The organism is Pseudomonas sp. Irchel s3b2 (assembly GCF_900187445.1).
In the GTDB taxonomy this organism is placed as follows: domain Bacteria; phylum Pseudomonadota; class Gammaproteobacteria; order Pseudomonadales; family Pseudomonadaceae; genus Aquipseudomonas.
This window is the reverse complement of sequence record NZ_FYEB01000002.1, coordinates 211,686-225,282: the sequence shown is the minus strand read 5'-3', so window position 1 is coordinate 225,282 and position 13,597 is coordinate 211,686. Positions and strand designations below refer to the sequence as shown.

Annotated in this window: 12 protein-coding genes; 7 read left to right on the top strand and 5 right to left on the bottom strand. The window is 60.2% G+C overall.

What is annotated here, in order from left to right; genetic code table 11:
• Positions 1 to 129: 129 nt before the first annotated feature.
• The 5 genes from CKW20_RS07865 (at position 130) to ppx (ending at position 4,728) form a co-directional block, all read left to right on the top strand.
• The gene (locus CKW20_RS07865; protein WP_095052430.1) at positions 130 to 915 is read left to right on the top strand and encodes a transporter substrate-binding domain-containing protein; all 786 of its coding nucleotides are present in this window, start codon (positions 130 to 132) and stop codon (positions 913 to 915) included.
• Positions 916 to 937: 22 nt separating this feature from the next.
• Positions 938 to 1,609: an amino acid ABC transporter permease gene (locus CKW20_RS07860; RefSeq protein WP_008076077.1), complete on the top strand. Its 672-nt coding sequence runs from the start codon at positions 938 to 940 to the stop codon at positions 1,607 to 1,609.
• Positions 1,606 to 2,256 carry an amino acid ABC transporter permease gene (locus tag CKW20_RS07855; protein ID WP_007899375.1) on the top strand — a complete coding sequence of 217 codons (651 nt, stop codon included), beginning with the start codon at positions 1,606 to 1,608 and terminating at the stop codon, positions 2,254 to 2,256. The genes CKW20_RS07860 and CKW20_RS07855 overlap by 4 nt, the downstream gene beginning before the upstream one ends.
• Positions 2,243 to 2,980 carry an amino acid ABC transporter ATP-binding protein gene (locus CKW20_RS07850; RefSeq protein ID WP_008076079.1) on the top strand — a complete coding sequence of 246 codons (738 nt, stop codon included), beginning with the start codon at positions 2,243 to 2,245 and terminating at the stop codon, positions 2,978 to 2,980. The genes CKW20_RS07855 and CKW20_RS07850 overlap by 14 nt, the downstream gene beginning before the upstream one ends.
• Before the next feature lie 245 nt (positions 2,981 to 3,225).
• Entirely contained in the window at positions 3,226 to 4,728 is a 1,503-nt protein-coding gene (ppx, locus tag CKW20_RS07845; protein ID WP_095052429.1) for an exopolyphosphatase, read from the top strand.
• 111 nt (positions 4,729 to 4,839) lie between these two features.
• Here the strand turns inward: ppx and ppk1 are convergent, their stop codons facing one another.
• Together ppk1 and hemB are read right to left on the bottom strand one after the other, a co-directional pair.
• A complete protein-coding gene (gene ppk1, locus CKW20_RS07840; RefSeq protein WP_095052428.1) occupies positions 4,840 to 7,062 on the bottom strand; it encodes a polyphosphate kinase 1 in 2,223 nt (740 codons plus the stop codon).
• An 18-nt stretch (positions 7,063 to 7,080) separates the two neighbouring features.
• Positions 7,081 to 8,094, bottom strand: coding sequence for a porphobilinogen synthase (hemB, locus tag CKW20_RS07835; RefSeq protein WP_095052427.1), 1,014 nt, complete (start codon positions 8,092 to 8,094; stop codon positions 7,081 to 7,083).
• Between the two features lie 207 nt (positions 8,095 to 8,301).
• Here hemB and CKW20_RS07830 point away from each other — a divergent pair, with 207 nt between their 5' ends.
• Positions 8,302 to 8,934 carry a DedA family protein gene (locus tag CKW20_RS07830; protein WP_007899360.1) on the top strand — a complete coding sequence of 211 codons (633 nt, stop codon included), beginning with the start codon at positions 8,302 to 8,304 and terminating at the stop codon, positions 8,932 to 8,934.
• On the opposite strand, the gene CKW20_RS07825 is transcribed toward CKW20_RS07830, so the two are convergent.
• The gene (locus CKW20_RS07825) at positions 8,915 to 10,150 is read right to left on the bottom strand and encodes a sterol desaturase family protein (protein ID WP_095052426.1); all 1,236 of its coding nucleotides are present in this window, start codon (positions 10,148 to 10,150) and stop codon (positions 8,915 to 8,917) included. The two genes, CKW20_RS07830 and CKW20_RS07825, sit on opposite strands and share 20 nt — an antisense overlap.
• Before the next feature lie 114 nt (positions 10,151 to 10,264).
• On the opposite strand from CKW20_RS07825, the gene elbB reads away from it, so the two are divergent.
• Complete coding sequence (elbB, locus tag CKW20_RS07820; protein ID WP_095052425.1) at positions 10,265 to 10,933, top strand: isoprenoid biosynthesis glyoxalase ElbB; 669 nt, start codon at positions 10,265 to 10,267, stop codon at positions 10,931 to 10,933.
• Between the two features lie 123 nt (positions 10,934 to 11,056).
• Here the strand turns inward: elbB and CKW20_RS07815 are convergent, their stop codons facing one another.
• A complete protein-coding gene (locus CKW20_RS07815) occupies positions 11,057 to 11,512 on the bottom strand; it encodes a YaiI/YqxD family protein (protein ID WP_095052424.1) in 456 nt (151 codons plus the stop codon).
• A 131-nt stretch (positions 11,513 to 11,643) separates the two neighbouring features.
• Positions 11,644 to 13,542, bottom strand: a complete 1,899-nt coding sequence (locus CKW20_RS07810) for an FTR1 family protein (RefSeq protein WP_095052423.1) — start codon at positions 13,540 to 13,542, stop codon at positions 11,644 to 11,646.
• Between the last annotated feature and the right edge of the window lie 55 nt (positions 13,543 to 13,597).

The window sequence follows — 13,597 nt, the reverse complement described above, 5'->3', positions numbered from 1 at the left end:
ACTGTTCAGACCAGTAAGACCGAACGACACCAGCAAAACCGTGGCCTGCACCCCCCAAAACCTAATCTTGGCATGGCCCGTGCTCTGTCGATCCGCAGAAATCACTTCCCGCCGATCCGGAGATTTGCCATGACCATGCGTTACAGCGCCCTCCTCGCCGCCCTGTTTGCCAGCCTGATGCTGAGCCAGGCACCCGCCCACGCCGACGGTCTGGAGGATGTGGTCAAGCGCGGCACCCTCAAAGTCGCCGTGCCCCAGGACTTCCCACCGTTCGGCTCGGTCGGCCCGGACATGAAACCTCGGGGCCTGGACATCGACACCGCCAAACTGCTGGCCGACCAACTCAAGGTCAAACTCGAACTGACCCCGGTCAACAGCACCAACCGCATCCCGTTCCTGACCACCGGCAAAGTCGACCTGGTGATTTCCAGCCTCGGCAAGAACCCTGAGCGCGAAAAAGTCATCGACTTCTCCCGTGCTTACGCACCCTTCTACCTCGCCGTGTTCGGCCCACCAGACGCCGCCATCAAGGGCCTGGACGATCTCAAGGGCAAAACCATCAGCGTCACCCGTGGCGCCATCGAAGACATCGAACTGACCAAAGTCGCCCCCGAAGGCGCGACCATCAAACGCTTCGAAGACAACAATTCGACCATCGCCGCCTACCTCGCAGGCCAGGTCGACCTGATTGCCAGCGGCAACGTGGTGATGGTGGCGATCAGCGAGAAAAACCCGAAACGTGTGCCGGCGCTGAAAGTGAAACTCAAGGATTCGCCGGTTTACGTTGGCGTGAATAAGAACGAGCCGGCGCTGCTGGGCAAGGTCAACGACATCCTCACCACGGCCAAGGCTGATGGTGCGCTGGAAAAAAATTCGCAAACCTGGCTGAAAGAGCCGCTGCCGGCCGATCTCTGATCGTTCGCGCGGGAGACGATTTATGGCTTATCAGTTTGATTTCTTGCCGGTCGTGGAAAACACCGACCTGCTGCTGCGCGGTGCGCTGTTCACCCTTGAGTTGACGGCCATTGGCGCGGTACTGGGGGTCGGTCTGGGTATCGTCGGAGCGCTGGTGCGGGCGTGGAACATCCGCCCGTTCGCCGGCATTTTCGGGGTTTACGTCGAGTTGATCCGCAACACGCCATTCCTGGTGCAGTTGTTCTTCATCTTCTTCGGTTTGCCGTCGCTGGGGCTGCAGATTTCCGAATGGCAGGCGGCGGTGCTGGCGATGGTGATCAACCTGGGTGCCTATTCGACCGAGATCATTCGCGCCGGCATTCAAGCGATCCCCCGCGGGCAGCTGGAAGCCGCAGCCGCCCTGGCGATGACGCGCTTCGAAGCCTTCCGCCATGTGGTTCTGCTGCCGGCGCTGGGCAAGGTCTGGCCGGCCCTGAGCAGCCAGATCATCATCGTGATGCTCGGCTCTGCGGTCTGTTCGCAGATCGCCACCGAAGAGTTGAGCTTCGCCGCCAACTTCATTCAATCGCGCAACTTCCGCGCCTTTGAAACCTATGCCCTGACCACACTGATCTACCTGTGCATGGCGCTGCTGATCCGCCAATTGCTGAACTGGATCGGCCGGCGCTACATAGCAAGGAGCAGCAGCCAATGAGCGATTTCACCTTCTGGGACATCCTGCGCAACCTGCTCACGGGCCTGCAATGGACCCTGGCATTGTCGCTGGTGGCGTTTATCGGCGGCGGGCTGATCGGTTTGCTGATCATGGTGATGCGGATTTCAAAAAAATCCCTGCCCAGCCACTTCGCCCGCACCTACATCGAACTGTTCCAAGGCACGCCGCTATTGATGCAGCTGTTTCTGGTGTTCTTCGGTGTGGCGTTGGCCGGTGTGGAAATTTCGCCGTGGATGGCCGCGGCGATTGCCTTGACGCTGTTCACCAGCGCCTATCTCGCGGAGATCTGGCGCGGTTGCGTCGACTCGATCCCCAACGGCCAGTGGGAAGCCTCGTCGAGTCTGGCGCTCAATCCGCTGGAGCAATTGCGTTACGTGATCCTGCCGCAAGCCCTGCGCATCGCCGTGGCGCCGACCGTGGGTTTCTCGGTGCAAGTGGTCAAAGGCACCGCCGTCACCTCGATCATCGGCTTCACCGAACTGACCAAGACCGGCGGCATGCTCGCCAACGCGACCTTCGAGCCCTTCATGGTCTACGGCCTGGTGGCGCTCGGTTACTTCCTGCTCTGCTACCCCTTGTCCCTCAGTGCGCGCTATCTGGAAAGGAGACTGCATGCCTCTGCTTAGAATTTCCGCCCTGCATAAATATTACGGCGATCACCATGTGCTCAAAGGCATCGATCTGAGTGTCGACGAAGGCCAGGTGGTGGCGATCATCGGCCGCAGTGGCTCGGGCAAATCCACCTTATTGCGCACCCTCAACGGCCTGGAATCGATCAACGACGGCGTGATCGAAGTCGATGGCGAATACCTCGACGCCGCCCGCGCCGACCTGCGCAGCCTGCGGCAAAAAGTCGGGATGGTGTTTCAACAGTTCAATCTGTTCCCGCACCTGACCGTGGGCGAAAACGTCATGCTCGCGCCGCAAGTGGTGCAGAAAGTGCCGAAAGCCAAAGCCGCCGAACTGGCGCGGCAGATGCTGGAACGGGTTGGGCTGGGGGAAAAGTTCGATGCGTTCCCGGATCGACTCTCTGGTGGCCAACAACAGCGGGTGGCGATTGCACGTGCGTTGGCCATGTCACCGAAAGTGCTGCTGTGTGACGAGATCACCTCGGCGCTGGATCCGGAACTGGTCAACGAAGTACTGAGCGTGGTCCGGCAACTGGCCAAGGAGGGCATGACGCTGATCATGGTCACCCATGAAATGCGCTTTGCCCGCGAGGTGGGGGACAAATTGGTGTTCATGCACCATGGCAAGGTGCATGAAGTGGGGGATCCGAAGGTGTTATTTGCCAATCCGCAGACAGCGGAGCTGGCGAATTTCATTGGGACGGTTGAGGCGGCGGGCTGATAGATCTTCAGTGCTTGTTCGGACGTCTTCGCGGGCAAGCCTCGCTCCTACAGGGTTTTGCGCCGTCCGCGAGATTGTGGACAACACAGATTCCTTTTAGGAGCGGGCTTGCCCGCGAAGAGGCCATCTGCAACGCCACGAATGTCCCCGCGGTAAAAGATCGCAGCCTTCGACAGCTCCTACGCGTTGGCGGCAGCGTTTGATCGTGGCAGGATGTCGGGGTTATCGACCGAGACCCCCTGACCATGCCGCTATCCCAAGCCAAGAATCTGTCCCTGATCGCCGCAATCGACCTGGGCTCCAACAGCTTTCACATGGTCGTGGCCAAGGCCCAGAATGACGAAATCCGTATTCTCGAACGTCTCGGGGAGAAGGTTCAGCTGGCCGCCGGCATCGACGAAGAACGTCAACTCAGCGAAGAATCCATGCAGCGCGGGCTCGATTGCCTGAAGCGTTTCGCCCAACTGATCAGCGGTATGCCGCCCGGTGCCGTGCGGATCGTGGGCACCAACGCCCTGCGCGAAGCCCGTAACCGCGCCGAATTCATCCGCCGCGCCGAAGAAATCCTTGGTCATCCGGTGGAAGTCATCTCCGGCCGTGAAGAAGCGCGCCTGATCTATCTCGGCGTCTCTCATACCCTTGCCGATACCCCGGGCAAACGCTTGGTGACCGACATTGGTGGCGGCAGTACCGAATTCATCATCGGCCAGCGCTTCGAACCGTTGCTGCGCGAAAGCCTGCAAATGGGCTGCGTCAGCTTCACCCAGCGTTATTTCAAGGATGGCAAGATCACCCCGGCCCGTTACGCCCAGGCGTACACCGCGGCGCGGCTGGAGATCATGAGCATCGAACACGCCCTGCACCGCCTGACCTGGGATGAAGCCATCGGCTCCTCGGGCACCATTCGCGCCATTGGCCTGGCACTGAAGGCCGGCGGGCATGGCACCGGCGAAGTGAATGCCGAAGGCCTGGCCTGGCTCAAGCGCAAGCTGTTCAAACTCGGCGATGTCGAGAAAATCGATTTCGAAGGCATCAAGCCCGACCGTCGGGCGATCTTCCCCGCCGGGCTGGCGATTCTCGAAGCGATCTTCGACTCCCTCGAACTGCAACGCATGGACCACTGCGAAGGCGCCCTGCGCGAAGGCGTGCTTTATGACCTGCTGGGCCGTCATCATCACGAAGACGTCCGTGAGCGCACACTCAGCTCGCTGATGGAGCGTTACCACGTCGACCTGGAACAAGCCGTGCGAGTCGAACGCAAGGCGCTGCATGCTTTCGATCAGGTCGCCGAGGATTGGGGGCTGGATGATGGTGTCTGGCGCGAACTTCTGAGCTGGGCGGCGAAGGTCCATGAAGTGGGCCTGGACATCGCCCACTATCAGTACCACAAGCACGGCGCCTACCTGATCGAGCACTCGGACCTGGCCGGATTCTCCCGCGAAGACCAGCAGATGCTCGCGCTGCTGGTGCGGGGCCACCGACGCAATATTCCCAAAGACAAATTCGCCGAATTCGGCGACGACGGCATCAGACTGATTCGCCTGTGCGTGCTGCTGCGTTTTGCGATTCTGTTCCATCACATCCGCGGCACCCAGGAAATGCCACAAGTCGTGTTGCACGCCAACGGTGACAGCCTGGACGTGTTGTTTCCGGAGCACTGGCTGGACGACAACCAGCTGACCCAGGCCGACTTCGCCATCGAAGCGGAATGGTTGACCCGTGTGGACATCGTGCTCAACGCCCGCTAAACCCTGTGGCGAGGGAGCAAGCTCCCTCGCCACAAGTGATTCACCGCTCGGGCGGGAACAAAAAAGGGCGATCCATATGGATCGCCCTTTTTTGTATCAACCGAATCTACGTTAACGAACAGCCAGAATCGGGCTGCCCAAACGCTCAAGCAAGGTTGCCTGGGCACTGCGCGGGTTCTGGTTGCCGGTCGGCGTGTTGCGGATGTAGCGACCGTCCGACTGCAAACTCCAGCTGTGGGTGTTATCGGTCAGATAAAGCTCCAGCTCTTTCTTGACCCGCAAAATCAGCTTCTTGCCCTCGACCGGGAAGCAGGTCTCGACGCGCTTGTCGAGGTTGCGTTCCATCCAGTCGGCACTGGACAGGAACATCTGCTCTTCGCCGCCATTGAGGAAGTAGAAGACCCGGGTGTGCTCCAGGAAGCGACCGATGATCGAGCGCACGTGGATGTTGTGCGAGACCCCGGCGATGCCCGGGCGCAGGCAGCACATGCCGCGCACCACCAGATCAATACGCACCCCGGACTGGCTGGCCTTGTACAACGCGCGAATGACCTTCGGATCGGTCAGCGAGTTGAACTTGGCGATGATGTGCGCCGGCTTGCCGTCGAGAGCGAATTGCGTCTCCCGGGCAATCATGTCGAGCATGCCCTTCTTCAACGTGAACGGCGCATGCAGCAGTTTCTTCATGCGCAGGGTTTTACCCATACCGATCAACTGGCTGAACAGTTTGCCGACGTCTTCGCACAAGGCGTCGTCGGAGGTCAGCAGGCTGTAGTCGGTGTACAGACGGGCATTGGCTGCGTGGTAGTTGCCGGTACCCAAGTGGGCGTAGCGGACAATCTCGCCAGCCTCGCGGCGCAAAATCAGCATCATCTTGGCGTGGGTCTTGAAGCCGACCACGCCGTAAATCACCACCGCACCGGCTGCTTGCAGACGGCTGGCCAGTTGCAGGTTGGATTCCTCGTCGAACCGCGCGCGCAATTCGATCACCGCCGTCACTTCCTTGCCGTTACGCGCGGCGTCCACCAGCGCATCGACGATCTCCGAGTTGGCGCCGCTGCGATACAAGGTTTGACGAACCGCCAACACGTGCGGGTCCTTGGCGGCCTGGCGCAGCAAGTCGACCACCGGGGTGAACGACTCGAACGGGTGCAACAGCAGGATGTCCTGCTTGCTGATCACGCTGAAAATGTTCTCGCTGTTTTGCAGCAGTTTCGGGATCTGCGGGGTGAACGGCGTGTATTGCAGCTCCGGATGACTGTCCAGACCGGTGATGCTGAACAGCCGGGTCAGGTTGACCGGGCCGTTGACTTGATACAGCTCGGTTTCGTGCAGGTTGAACTGTTTGAGCAGGTAATCGGACAGGTGTTTCGGACAGGTATCGGCCACTTCCAGCCGCACCGCATCACCGTAGCGACGGGAGAACAACTCGCCACGCAAGGCGCGGGCCAGGTCTTCTACATCTTCGGTGTCGACCGCCAGGTCGGCGTTTCGGGTCAGGCGGAACTGGTAGCAGCCCTTGACCTTCATGCCCTGGAACAGGTCATCGGCGTGAGCGTGGATCATCGACGACAAGAACACGTAGTTGTCGCCAGGGCCACCGACTTCTTCCGGCACTTTGATGATCCGCGGCAACAGACGCGGTGCCGGGATGATCGCCAGACCGGAGTCGCGACCGAAGGCATCGATGCCTTCGAGTTCGACGATGAAGTTCAGGCTCTTGTTCACCAGCAACGGAAACGGGTGCGTCGGGTCGAGGCCGATCGGGGTGATGATCGGCGCAATTTCGTCGCGGAAATAACGACGAACCCAGGTCTTGAGCTTGGTGGTCCAGTAGCGACGACGGATGAAGCGGACCTGATGTTTTTCCAGTTCCGGCAACAGAATGTCGTTGAGGATCGCGTATTGACGATCGACGTGGCCGTGCACCAGCTCACTGATGCGGGCCAGGGCCTGATGCGGTTGCAAGCCATCGGCGCCGGCCTGTTCACGGGCGAAGGTGATCTGCTTCTTCAGGCCGGCCACACGAATCTCGAAGAACTCGTCCAGGTTGCTGGAGAAAATCAGCAGAAACTTCAGCCGCTCCAGCAATGGGTAGGACTCATCCAGCGCCTGTTCCAGCACGCGGATGTTGAACTGCAGTTGCGAGAGCTCACGATGGATGTACAGGCTGCTGTCATCCAGGCCGGGAATGGCAATCACTGGCGCCGCCACAACGGGCTCGACCACCACCGCGGATGGAGCAGGCTCCAGCTCCGGCGGGGTTTCGGCGATTTGCTCCACCACAGGTTGAGCGTCTTTTACGGCAACTTCAGTGAGTCCTTCGGTATTCATCGAATGTTCCTGGGAGGGCTATTTTTGCTCTCGTAACAATTGAGCGGCACGGACGGCAAAATAAGTCAGGATGCCATCAGCGCCTGCACGTTTAAAAGCGGTCAGGGATTCGAGGATAACCCCTTCGCTCAACCAGCCATTCTGGATCGCCGCCATGTGCATGGCGTATTCGCCGCTGACCTGATAGACAAAGGTCGGCACTTTGAATTCTTCTTTGACCCGGTAAAGGATATCCAGATACGGCATGCCTGGCTTGACCATGACCATGTCCGCGCCTTCTGACAAGTCCGCCGCCACTTCGTGCAGGGCTTCATTGCTGTTGGCCGGGTCCATCTGATAGGAGGCCTTGTTGGCCTTGCCCAGGTTCAGCGCCGAGCCCACCGCATCGCGGAACGGGCCGTAATAGGCGCTGGCGTATTTGGCAGAGTAAGCCATGATCCGCACATTGATGTGATCGGCCAGCTCCAGCGCTTCGCGGATCGCCTGGATGCGACCGTCCATCATGTCCGACGGGGCCACCACCTGAGCGCCGGCTTCGGCGTGGGACAGGGCCTGTTTCACCAGTGCATCGACGGTGATGTCGTTCTGCACGTAGCCTTCTTCGTCGAGAATGCCGTCCTGACCGTGGGTGGTGAACGGGTCCAGCGCGACGTCGGTGATCACACCCAGTTCCGGAAACCGGTCACGCAATGCTCGGGTGGCGCGCTGGGCGATGCCGTTGGGGTTCCAGGCTTCGGCGGCGTCCAGGGATTTGAGCTCCGGTGGCGTCACTGGGAACAATGCCAGCGCCGGAATCCCCAGCTCGACCCACTTGGCCGCTTCTTCCAGCAACAAATCGATGGTCAGGCGTTCGACGCCCGGCATCGAGGCCACCGCTTCGCGACGGTTTTCACCGTCCAGCACGAACACCGGCAGAATCAGGTCGTCGACGGTCAACACGTTTTCACGGACCAGTCGACGCGAAAAATCATCACGACGGTTGCGACGCAGGCGGGTTGCAGGAAACAAACGGTTGGCGGGGGTAAAGCTCACGGCAGACTCCTGAGCCCGCGCTGGCGGGCGAGCGTGACAGTTATAAGCGGCCATTATGACGAACGTATTACAGTTATGTGCACCCCGTGACACGTAGCCGCATTCCATTGTCCTTGTAGGAAATGTTCACGTCGAGACACATTTTGACACTTTCCTGAATGTGTCCGAGGGGTTAGGCTGCGCGTTCATTTCGCCAGCACCCAGACAATGCTCCAACAATTCCTGCATGACTTCGGCTACTTTGCCCTGTTTCTCGGCACGTTTTTCGAAGGCGAAACCATTCTCGTGCTCGCGGGCTTCCTTGCGTTCCGCGGGTACATGGACATCAATCTGGTGGTGGTCGTGGCGTTCTTCGGCAGTTATGCCGGCGATCAGCTGTGGTACTTCCTGGGGCGCAAGCACGGGCGCAAATTGCTGGCACGCAAACCGCGCTGGCAATTGATGGGTGATCGGGCGCTGGAACATATCCGCAAGCACCCGGACATCTGGGTGCTGAGCTTCCGCTTTGTCTACGGGTTGCGCACCGTAATGCCGGTGGCGATCGGTCTGTCGGGCTATCCGCCGGGACGCTATCTGCTGCTCAACGGGATTGGCGCGGCAATCTGGGCCACCGCGCTGGCCGCAGCCTCTTATCACTTCGGCGCGGTACTCGAAGGCATGCTTGGCAGTATCAAGAAGTACGAGCTGTGGGTGCTGGGCGCCCTGCTGGTACTGGGCTTTGGGCTGTGGCTGCGGCGGCGTTTCAAGAATGCCCGTCTGGCGAAGAAGATCTACGCCGACGAGCAAGCGTTGAAAGCCGAACAGGCCAAGTCCAGCGAACCTACGACGCCCATCGAGTGAAGCGGTTTCTACAACAGTAGAGACCGACTCCGCTGAGCAGGCTGTAACTGAGCAGCCCCACCCAGCCCACCGCGCTGCCCGGCCATAGCCCGACCATCGGGGCCAGCCACACCAGTGGGAGGTTCGACGCCAGCCGCAACAGCTCCAGCTTCAACGCCTGCGGGCGATTTTCCAGGGCCACGCCCAACACAAACAGCCCCCATCCCACAGCCCCCCAGCCCAACACCAGGGCCGACGTCGGCAGGCTCTGTTCCAGGTTCATCAAGTAACTGCCCAAGGCGATATAGATGCAAAATTGCAGCGCCACATACCACTGCTGGCGCCCGTCCAGCGGTACCTCGAATTTGCGGAACTGGCTCAGGTCCGGTTTGCTCATCGGGTATCTGGCCGCCACATCCGCCGGGCGCCAACCGGTGCGCATGAACCAGATTCGTAGCTTGTCCCAGCCGTTTTCGGCACGCCGGGCGTCATCCCACAGCTGCACATAGAACTGCACGTTCGCCCACAACGGATTCCAGCTTGCCAGTGGTGTGGTCACGCCGAAAATCACCGGTTCGTTGTCGTCCTCCTCCTGAAACGAGCCAAACAGACGGTCCCAAATAATGAACACCCCGCCGTAGTTGCGATCCATGTAGAGAGCATTCTGTGCATGGTGAGCCCGATGATTGGACGGCGTGACGAAGAACCATTCGAACCAGCCGAGCTTGGGAATGTGCCGGGTATGCACCCAGAATTGGTACAGCAGATTCAGCGCCGCAACGCTGACGAATACCACCAGCGGCACGCCGAGCACGGCCAGGGGCAGGTAGAAAATCCAGCTCAGCAGAAAGCCGGTGCTGGTCTGGCGCAAGGCCGTGGAGAGGTTGTAATCCTCGCTCTGATGATGCACCGAGTGGGCGGCCCAGAGGATGTTGCGTTCGTGGCCCATGCGGTGCAGCCAGTAGTAGCAGAAGTCGTAGAAGATGAAAGCAAACACCCAGACCCAGACACTGTCGGCTGACAGCTCGATCAAGGCCAGGTGCTTCAGGGCGAAGGCATAAGTCACCAGGCCGACGCCTTTGGTCAACAGGCCCGTGGTAGTCGACAGCACACCAGTGCTGACGCTGTTGATCGCGTCTGCCACGCGGTAATTGTTCACTCCGCGCCAACGGTCGGCCAGCAACTCGACCGCAATCAGCACAAAGAAAAACGGCACCGCATACAGAATGAAGTCCATGACGCGCCCTGATCAGAATCGTTCAGCAGAGATTAGGTGTAGCCGCGTATTAACCCTATGGCAACGAGTGACAAATTAGTGGACATTTAACGCCATGAATCTGGAGAAAAGCCCATGAGCAAAAAAATTGCAGTGATCCTTTCCGGCTGCGGCGTGTACGACGGCGCCGAGATCCACGAAAGCGTGATCACCCTGCTGCGGCTGGACCAGCGCGGCGCCCAGGTGCAGTGTTTCGCACCCAATATCGCGCAATTGCATGTGATCAACCACCTGACCGGCGAAGAAATGCCCGAGGCGCGCAACGTGCTGGTGGAATCGGCACGGATCGCCCGGGGCAACATCAAGGATATCCGTGAAGCCAGCGTCGAAGACTTCGATGCGCTGATTGTTCCCGGCGGATTCGGATCGGCCAAGAACCTGTCGAACTTTGCCGTCGAAGGCGCCGGATGCAGCGTTCAGCCTGACGTCCTGGCGTTGACCGAAGCGTTCGCCGAGGCTGGCAAACCGGTGGGGCTGATCTGCATCTCGCCGGCCCTGGCGGCCAAGATCTACGGCCCGGGTGTGACCTGTACCATCGGCAACGATGCCGATACTGCCGCCGCGATGAACAAGATGGGCGCCACCCATGCCGAGTGCGCAGTCACCGACATCGTCGAAGACAAGGCGCGCAAGCTGGTGAGCACTCCGGCGTACATGCTGGCGCAATCGATCAGCGAGGCCGCTTCCGGCATCAACAAACTGGTCGACCGCGTACTGGAACTGACCCACGAAAACGATGCCTGAGACCTGATCGTTCCCATGCTCCGCGTGGGAATGCAGCCGGGACGCTCTGCGTTCCAAAGCGGACGCAGAGCGTCCATTGAGGCATTCCCACGCGGAGCGTGGGAACGATCATTAATACCTGGCTTAAGACCTGCCCGACAACCGGGTAAGTATCCGATCCAGCGCATTGGCGAACGCCTGCTTCTCGCGATCGCCGAACGGCGCTGGTCCGCCACTCATCTGACCCTGCTCGCGCAGATCGGTGAACAGGTTACGCACCGCCAGTCGATCGCCCATGTTCTGCGCATCGAACTCCTTGCCCCGTGGGTCCAGCGCCGCAACGCCTTTCTTCACCAGCCGGTCCGCCAGCGGCACATCGCTGCAAATCACCAATTCACCCGGCACCGCGTATTCCACCAGATAATCATCGGCGGCATCCGGACCGCTGGGCACCACGATCAGCTTCACCAGCGCGAGGCCCGGTTTGATCTGTGGCTGACCGGCCACCAGCACCACTTCGAACTGGCGCTTGAGGGCGAACTTCACCACCAGATCCTTGGCTGCCCGAGGGCAAGCGTCGGCATCGATCCATACGCGCATTGTGTTTTCCTCTCCAAAAAGCTTCGCGGGCAAGCCTCGCTCCTACGGATTTATATCGTTCGCGGAATATGCACACGACACGGACCTGTAGGAGCGAGGCTTGCCCGCGAATATGAGCGCAGCGAATGCTTTTAAGAAGCCGACACCCTACGCTTCTCGGCCATCCGGCTACGGCTGTACAGCACGATGATCGCAATGATCGCCACGGCCTGAGCACTCAGCGAATAAGCATCAGCGTGAATCCCCAGCCAGTCGAAGTCAAAGAACGGCACCGGCCGCGTGCCAAAGATCCCGGCTTCCTGCAACGCTTTCACGCCATGGCCGGCAAACACCACCGACAACGCGCACAGCAGCCCGGCATTGATGCCGAAGAACAACGCCAGCGGCAATTTCGCCGAACCACGCAGAATCACCCAGGCCAGACCGATCAGCAATACCAGCGCCGTCGCCCCGCCCGCCATGACGGCGTTGTGTCCTGCCGGCCCGGCCTGCAACCACAGGGTTTCGTAAAACAGGATCACTTCGAACAGCTCGCGATACACCGAGAAGAACGCCAGGATCGCAAACCCGAAACGCCCGCCGCCACTCACCAGGCTGCTCTTGATGTAATCCTGCCAGGCCGCTGCGTGGCGACGGTCGTGCATCCACACGCCAAGCCAGAGCACCATGACACTGGCAAACAACGCCGTCGCACCTTCCAGCAGTTCACGCTGGGCACCGCTGACGTCAATCACATATGCCGCCACCGCCCAGGTCGCCAACCCGGCCAGCAGCGCAAGCCCCCAACCGATGTTGACGCTGCGCACCGCCGATTGCTGACCGGTATTACGCAGGAATGCGAGGATCGCCGCGAGCACCAGAATCGCTTCCAGACCTTCTCGCAACAGAATCAACAGACCGGAAATGTAGCTCAGCGACCAGCTCAAGCCATCACTGCCGAGCAGACCAGCGGACTCTTTCAATTTGGCTTTGGCCGCCTCCAGACGCTGCTCGGCCTGGGTCACCGGCAAACCGTCCTGCAACGACTGACGGTAAGCCATCAGGGACTTCTCGGTGTCTTTGCGCACGTTGGCGTCGACATTGTCCAGGGAGCTTTCGACCAGCTCGAAGCCTTCCAGGTACGCCGCTACCGACAGGTCGTAGGCCTGATCGTGATCGCCGGCGCGGTAGGCTGCGATGCTTTTGTCCAAGGTGGCCGCCGTGTAATCCAGCAACTGCCCCGGGCCACGCTTGACCTGCGGCGGTTGCGCCCGTTGCGCACGGAAAGTCGCGGCTGCTTGCGGACCTTCGGCGGCCTGCACTTCGGCTGGCGTCTGACGTGCCAGGTCGGCGATGTTGTAGGTTTTCTCGGATTTTGCCGCGGCCGGATCGGCACTGAAGCTGGCGATATAGGTCGCCAGGTCCCAACGTTGGCGATCATCCAGCTGATCGGCGAAGGCCGGCATGTCGGTGCCTTCGACGCCCATGCCAAGCGTGTTGTAGATCGCATAGAGGCTCAGACGGTCCAGTCGCACGGCATCGCGCAGATTGGCCGGTGGTGGCGTCATGCCGACACCTGCCGGGCCATCACCGGCTCCCGCATCGCCATGGCACACCGAACATTGCTGGGCATACAGCGGCGCGCCGCGGGTCGGGTCCGGGGTGATGACCGGAGCCTGGCTGACTTCATAGGTCACCGCCAGTTTTGCCCCCAGCTGCCGCGCCTGACGGGCGACGTCTGCGCCATCTTTGCGAGCGGCGATTGCAGCGCCAAGACTACTGACGCCTTGCTCCAGCTCTTCGCGTTCAGGTTTGGCCGGCAAATCGACGATCAAACCTTGCAGCACCTTGAGGAATTCCTGCTGTTCGCGGTACTCGGACTCATCGATGACCTTGCCCGCCTCGACCGTCGCCGGGTAATCGGCGCCAATGTAATCGAGCAAATGCAAGGCCTTGGGTGCACCTTCCGAAGTTTCGGCCAGCGCATTGAAGCTGCAGAACGCGATCATCGGCAGCACGAGCCACGCCAGAAAACGAGAGGAGGCAGTCATGAATAAATCTCAAATGGAAATACGAAGTAACACATTGTTCACTCTCAATGAGTTT

Coding starts and splice junctions, on each gene's coding strand:
- CKW20_RS07865 (WP_095052430.1), top strand. CDS start 130: ATGACCATGCGTTACAGCGCCCTCCTCGCCGCCCTGTTTGCCAGCCTG.
- CKW20_RS07860 (WP_008076077.1), top strand. CDS start 938: ATGGCTTATCAGTTTGATTTCTTGCCGGTCGTGGAAAACACCGACCTG.
- CKW20_RS07855 (WP_007899375.1), top strand. CDS start 1,606: ATGAGCGATTTCACCTTCTGGGACATCCTGCGCAACCTGCTCACGGGC.
- CKW20_RS07850 (WP_008076079.1), top strand. CDS start 2,243: ATGCCTCTGCTTAGAATTTCCGCCCTGCATAAATATTACGGCGATCAC.
- ppx (WP_095052429.1), top strand. CDS start 3,226: ATGCCGCTATCCCAAGCCAAGAATCTGTCCCTGATCGCCGCAATCGAC.
- ppk1 (WP_095052428.1), bottom strand. CDS start 7,062: ATGAATACCGAAGGACTCACTGAAGTTGCCGTAAAAGACGCTCAACCT.
- CKW20_RS07830 (WP_007899360.1), top strand. CDS start 8,302: ATGCTCCAACAATTCCTGCATGACTTCGGCTACTTTGCCCTGTTTCTC.
- CKW20_RS07825 (WP_095052426.1), bottom strand. CDS start 10,150: ATGGACTTCATTCTGTATGCGGTGCCGTTTTTCTTTGTGCTGATTGCG.
- elbB (WP_095052425.1), top strand. CDS start 10,265: ATGAGCAAAAAAATTGCAGTGATCCTTTCCGGCTGCGGCGTGTACGAC.
- CKW20_RS07815 (WP_095052424.1), bottom strand. CDS start 11,512: ATGCGCGTATGGATCGATGCCGACGCTTGCCCTCGGGCAGCCAAGGAT.
- CKW20_RS07810 (WP_095052423.1), bottom strand. CDS start 13,542: ATGACTGCCTCCTCTCGTTTTCTGGCGTGGCTCGTGCTGCCGATGATC.